The 5,310-nt window shown below is 62.6% G+C and carries 5 protein-coding genes and 1 pseudogene; 5 read left to right on the top strand and 1 reads right to left on the bottom strand.

Going from position 1 to position 5,310, the window contains the following annotated elements:
• Window positions 1-235: 235 nt before the first annotated feature.
• The 5 genes and pseudogenes from IBX54_RS12000 to IBX54_RS11980 form a co-directional block, all read left to right on the top strand.
• Window positions 236-394 (top strand): annotated as a pseudogene (locus IBX54_RS12000) (peptidase M20); the annotation flags it as partial.
• Window positions 395-444: 50 nt separating this feature from the next.
• Window positions 445-588, top strand: coding sequence for a hypothetical protein (locus IBX54_RS11995; RefSeq protein WP_296542887.1), 144 nt, complete (start codon window positions 445-447; stop codon window positions 586-588).
• 35 nt (window positions 589-623) lie between these two features.
• Window positions 624-2,927, top strand: a complete 2,304-nt coding sequence (locus IBX54_RS11990) for an NADP-dependent malic enzyme (protein WP_296542886.1) — start codon at window positions 624-626, stop codon at window positions 2,925-2,927.
• A 287-nt stretch (window positions 2,928-3,214) separates the two neighbouring features.
• Entirely contained in the window at window positions 3,215-3,409 is a 195-nt protein-coding gene (locus IBX54_RS11985; RefSeq protein ID WP_296542885.1) for a DUF3330 domain-containing protein, read from the top strand.
• Window positions 3,409-4,983, top strand: coding sequence for a L,D-transpeptidase family protein (locus tag IBX54_RS11980; protein WP_296542884.1), 1,575 nt, complete (start codon window positions 3,409-3,411; stop codon window positions 4,981-4,983). Before IBX54_RS11985 ends, IBX54_RS11980 begins: the two co-directional genes overlap by 1 nt.
• Window positions 4,984-4,990: 7 nt before the next feature.
• On the opposite strand, the gene IBX54_RS11975 is transcribed toward IBX54_RS11980, so the two are convergent.
• The coding region (locus IBX54_RS11975) for a transposase (protein WP_296542883.1) at window positions 4,991-5,310 on the bottom strand (320 nt) is incomplete at its 5' end.

The raw sequence follows: 5,310 nt of genomic DNA, 5'->3' as shown, positions 1-5,310 counted from the left end.
CGTACCCGGCCCGATACCGCACACGGACCTTGAACAGAGACTTCGTCATTGCGAGCCATCCGTACCCTGCCCGATACCGCACACGGACCTTGAACAGAGACTTCGTCACTGCGAGCGTAGCGCGGCAGTCCATGCAGTCCGGGGGCATGGATTGCGTCACTTCGTTCGCAATGACGGGGCTGTTCATGGAAAGCGAAGCGTGGCAATCCATGTCTGCCACTACCCACCCATGACCATGACAACTTACAGCCAACTTGACGCCTGGATAGACGCGCACTTTGACGAACAGGTGCGCTTTTTGCAAGAACTCATCCGTGTGCCCACCGACACGCCGCCAGACAACAACGCGCCGCGCGCCGAGCGCACGGCCAAGCTGTTGCAAGCCATGGGCATCTAGGCCGAAAAGCATCCTGTACCTGAAGCGGCGGCACCAACACCAACGTGGTGCCAGGCACCGTCAACTTCAAGCTGGACAGGCGCATGATCAACGCCACCGAGGTCGAGGACACGCCGCTCTACACCGACGTGCGCCTGTTTGCCCAGGCCGGCATTGCGGGCGTGATCTATGGCGTCGGGCCGCGGGTGTAAAGTGCGTGCCATCCATTTTTTACAAGGAGACATCAATGAGCCATGAACTGTCTGACGCCGAGCAAGCCCTGGGCGACGCATCACGCGACTACCACCGCTTTCCTACCCGCGGCAAGATATCGGTCAACGCCACCAAACCGCTGGTGAACCAGCGCGACCTGGCGCTGGCCTACTCGCCCGGCGTGGCGTACCCCTGTCTCGACATCCAGGCCAACCCCGACCTGGCCTACGACTTCACCAGCCGCGGCAACCTGGTGGGTGTGGTCACCAACGGCACGGCGGTGCTGGGCCTGGGCGACATTGGCCCGCTGGCCGGCAAACCGGTGATGGAGGGCAAGGGCTGCCTGTTCAAGAAATTTGCCGGCATCGATGTGTTTGACATCGAGCTGGCCGAACGCGACCCCGACAAACTGGTCGAGATCATTGCCGCGCTGGAGCCCACGCTGGGCGGCATCAACCTCGAAGACATCAAGGCGCCCGAGTGTTTCTACATCGAAGAAAAACTCAAGGCGCGCATGGGCATTCCGGTGTTCCACGACGACCAGCACGGCACCGCCATCATCAGCAGCGCCGCGCTCATCAACGCGCTGGAACTGGTGGGCAAAAACATTGCTGACGTGAAAGTGGCGGTGTCGGGCGCCGGCGCAGCGGCCATTGCCTGCCTGAACGTGATGATCGGCCTGGGCGTGCAGGTCAAGAACGTGTTTATTTGCGACTCCAAGGGCGTGGTTTACAAAGGCCGTCCCGGCGGTTATGACGCGTCCAAAGCCCGCTTCGAGCAAGACACCAGCGCCCGCACGCTGGCCGATGCCGTCAATGAGGCCGATGTGTTTTTGGGCTGCTCGGCCGCTGGCGTGCTGACACAAGACATGGTCAAGTCCATGGCCAGCCAACCCATCATCCTGGCATTGGCCAACCCCGAGCCCGAAATCCGCCCGGAACTGGCCAAGGCGGTGCGGCCCGACTGCATCATTGCCACCGGCCGCTCGGACTACCCGAACCAGGTCAACAACGTCCTGTGTTTCCCGTACATCTTCCGTGGCGCGCTGGACTGCGGCGCCACCCAGATCACCGAAGCCATGAAGCTGGCCTGCGTGCACGAAATCGCCGCCCTGGCCAAGGCCGACATCAGCGAAGAAGTGGCCCATGCCTATGCCGACCAGGACTTGGCCTTTGGTGTCGATTTCATCATCCCGAAGCCCTTTGATTCGCGTCTTATTTTGCGCATTGCGCCCGCCGTGGCGGCAGCGGCCGAGGCCTCAGGCGTGGCCAAGCGCCCGATCAAGGACATGGACGCTTACCGTCGCCAACTGTCGCTCTTTGTTTACTCCACCGGCCTGCTGATGGAACCGGTTTTCAGCGCTGCCCGCAATGCCCCCGACAGCGCCAAACGGGTCGCCTATGCCGAAGGTGAAGACGATCGCGTGCTGCGCGCGGCGCAACTCGTGATCGAAGGCGGGCTGGCTCGCCCCATTTTGATTGGCCGCCCGGCGGTGATCGAAGCGCGTATTCTGAAAGCCGGCCTGCGCCTGCAACTGGGCCGCGACTTTGACTGCTGCAACCCCGAAGACGACCCGCGTTTTCGCCAGTACTGGGAAACCTATCACCAGGTCATGGGCCGCCATGGTGTCAGCCCCGAGGCCGCCAAGGCCGCCGTGCGCCGCTCCACCACCACCATCGCCGCGTTGATGGTCAAGCTCGGTGATGCCGACGCCATGCTGTGCGGCCTGCATGGGCGCTTTGACGTGCACCTCGACCATGTGCGCGACATCCTGGGCGTCCGGCAAGGCGCCTTCGGCTTTGCCACCCTGAACGCGCTGATGCTGGAGCAATATTCCATCTTTGTGGCCGACACCTACGTCAACGAAGACCCCAGCGCCGAACAACTGGCCGACATTGCCCGCATGGCCGCCGACGAAGTGCGCCGCTTTGGCATTGCGCCCAAGGTGGCGTTTTTGTCGCACTCCAGTTACGGCTCGTCCAAACGGAGTTCGGCGTGCAAGATGCGTCAGGCATGCGACTTGTTCAAGGCCGCCTGCCCCGACATCGAGTGCGACGGCGAGTTGCAGGGCGATGCCGCCTTGTCGGAAGACATCCGCAGCGCCACCCTGCTCGACAACACCCTGAGCGGCGCGGCCAACATCCTGATCTGCCCAAACCTGGACTCGGCCAACATCCTGTTCAATGTGCTCAAGATGACGGGCAGCAACGGCCTCACCGTGGGCCCCATCCTGCTGGGCTCGGCCGCCACCGCGCATGTGCTCAACCCGTCCAGCACGGTGCGCCGGGTTGTCAACATGACGGCGCTGGCGGTGGCCGATGTGAGCGCTTTGCGCTGAGCTGCACATGTGCAAAAAGAAGGGGGTTGCGTGAAGCGGCCCCATTCTGTCGTCTTGCGGACGAGGCGCAGCTTGCGGAACACCTGCCATCGGAAAATTGCTTTGTCTTGAGATCGGGGCGGCTGGCGGTTTCGACAACCTGCCCCGATGAACCAGGCAAACCATGGCGGCTCGTCTGGACAAATGCCCATGCGGTGGCCAGAATCAAGGCATCAGAATGACCGAGCGGGATGGCCATCCTCACCCTCGGCAAGCTCTTACCGGATGGCAACACAAAGGAGTGCGATATGACCCGCCATGACAAACCCGTGGAACTTGAGTCGGTCCAGTGCGATGTATGCATGAAGGAAGTGCCCGTGTCCGAAGCCACCGTGCCCGAGGCCACAGACTATGTTGTCCATTTTTGCGGCCTTGAGTGCTATGAAAAATGGAAGGCGCAGGGCAAGGAAACCAGAGCGCAGCCCAAGCACCAGGCCTCCTGATGGCTCGTTGGCTGGTCTGCGTCTGGCTCCTGGCGAGCGTGACCGGCGTATCTGCATCCGCCATCTTGCCCGGCACAGAGCCTCCCCTTTGGTTTGACGCCAATCGACCCAGCGCGCAGGCGCAGCAGGCGGTGCAGATTTTGCTCACCGCCGCCGATGAGGGGCTGGAGCCGGCCCACTACCAGGCCGCTGAGCTGAACCTGGCCGTGACGCGGGCGGGTGCTGATGAAGCGCTGACGCCAGCAGAACAAAACCAGCTGGACCGCGCCTTGACCCAGGCGATGCAGCATTACCTGCGCGACCTGAGCCTCGGGCGGGTGAACCCGCGGCAGATCAAAGCCAACTTTGCGCCGTCGGTCGGCCCGGCCACCGACATCAACGGCTGGCTGCGCACGGCCGTGCGCGAGCAGCGGCTGAGCCAGGCGGTGACGCAGCTGGCCACGCAAGCACCCATGGCGGCCCCGTTGCGCCAGGCGCTGGCCCAGTACCGCGCGCTGGTCAATCACCCGGCGTGGCAATCCCCCCTGGCGCCCCTGCCCGCACGCAAGCTGGAGCCCGGACAAGCCTGGCCAGGCTTGCCTTTGCTGGCCCAACGCCTGCAGGCGCTGGGCGATCTGTCCGCCGGGATGCCGGTTCCTGAAAGGCTTGAAGGGGAATTGCTGACTGCGCTGATGCGTTTTCAGGAACGCCACGGTCTCGACACCGACGGTGTTCTGGGGCGCAGAACGCTGCAGCAACTGAACGTGGTGCCCGGGGAACGCGCCGTGCAGATTGCACTGACACTGGAACGGCTGCGCTGGACGCCGCTGCGCCAGGCCGCGCGCATGGTGGTGGTGAATGTGCCGGAGTTTGTGCTGCGCGCCTACGCGGTGCACAGCGGAAAAATCGACGTCAAGCTGACCATGAAAGTGATCGTCGGCAAGGCGCTCGACACGCGCACGCCCCTGTTCGACGAGGAAATGCGCTTCATCGAGTTCAGTCCCTACTGGAACGTGCCGCCCTCGATAGCGCGCCAGGAAACAGTGCCCCGGCTGCGCGCTGATCCGGACTATCTGGCGCAGCAGGAAATGGAGTTTGTTGGCCCCGGCGGCCAGGTGATCACCAGCATGGCACCCGAGCACATCGACGCGGTGCTGGCGGGCAAGTGGCGCATTCGCCAGCGGCCGGGCCCCAAGAATGCGCTGGGCGACATCAAGTTCGTCTTTCCCAACAACAGCAACATCTACCTGCACCACACGCCAGCACCCAACCTGTTCGAGCGCGACCGGCGCGACTTCAGCCACGGTTGCATCCGCGTGCAAGACCCGGTGACGCTGGCCAAGTTTGTGTTGCAGGACGACCCCGGTTGGCCCGAGGCGCGCATCCAGGCGGCGATGGCCAGCGGCCAGTCGAGCACCCTGCGCCTGAAGCAGCCATTGACCGTGCTGATTGCCTACAGCACCGTGGTGGCCAAGGCCGGCCGGGTGTTTTTTTACCCTGACCTCTATGGCCATGACCGCCTGTTGGCGCAGGCATTGCGCCAGCAGGCAGCCAACTTGACCCCATCAGCCTGGCGAATAGGCAGAAATCCTTAAAGCTTCGTCAGTAAAATCTGTGGGCGAGTTGCGGCTCAGGAAGCTTACCAAGCACGTGGTACAGGGCGAGTTCTGTGATTCGAAACGTCCGAAAACCGTAGGATTTTCTCATGGTCACTTTGACCTTGTTGTTCAAACCTTCCACAACGCCACTGGAGAACTGCTTTTTGGCCCGGAAGTAGTTGAGGATCAACTCGCGGTGGCTGCGTAGTGTCTTGGCCACCAGCTTTCTGGCCTCCGATGAGCGCACATCATTGAGTGCCTCATTCATTTTGGCCACGATGTGAAAGCGATCGAGTATGTTCAGTGCATTGCTGCAGCGTTCAC

It is taken from the genome of Rhodoferax sp. (genome assembly GCF_014859475.1).
Taxonomy (GTDB): Bacteria; Pseudomonadota; Gammaproteobacteria; order Burkholderiales; family Burkholderiaceae_C; genus Rhodoferax.
This window is presented reverse-complemented; position numbering and strand designations above follow the sequence as displayed.

Excerpts from the sequence above, each read along its gene's own strand:
- IBX54_RS11980 (WP_296542884.1), top strand. The coding sequence starts at position 3,409 with ATGGCTCGTTGGCTGGTCTGCGTCTGGCTCCTGGCGAGCGTGACCGGC.
- IBX54_RS11990 (WP_296542886.1), top strand. The coding sequence starts at position 624 with ATGAGCCATGAACTGTCTGACGCCGAGCAAGCCCTGGGCGACGCATCA.
- IBX54_RS11985 (WP_296542885.1), top strand. The coding sequence starts at position 3,215 with ATGACCCGCCATGACAAACCCGTGGAACTTGAGTCGGTCCAGTGCGAT.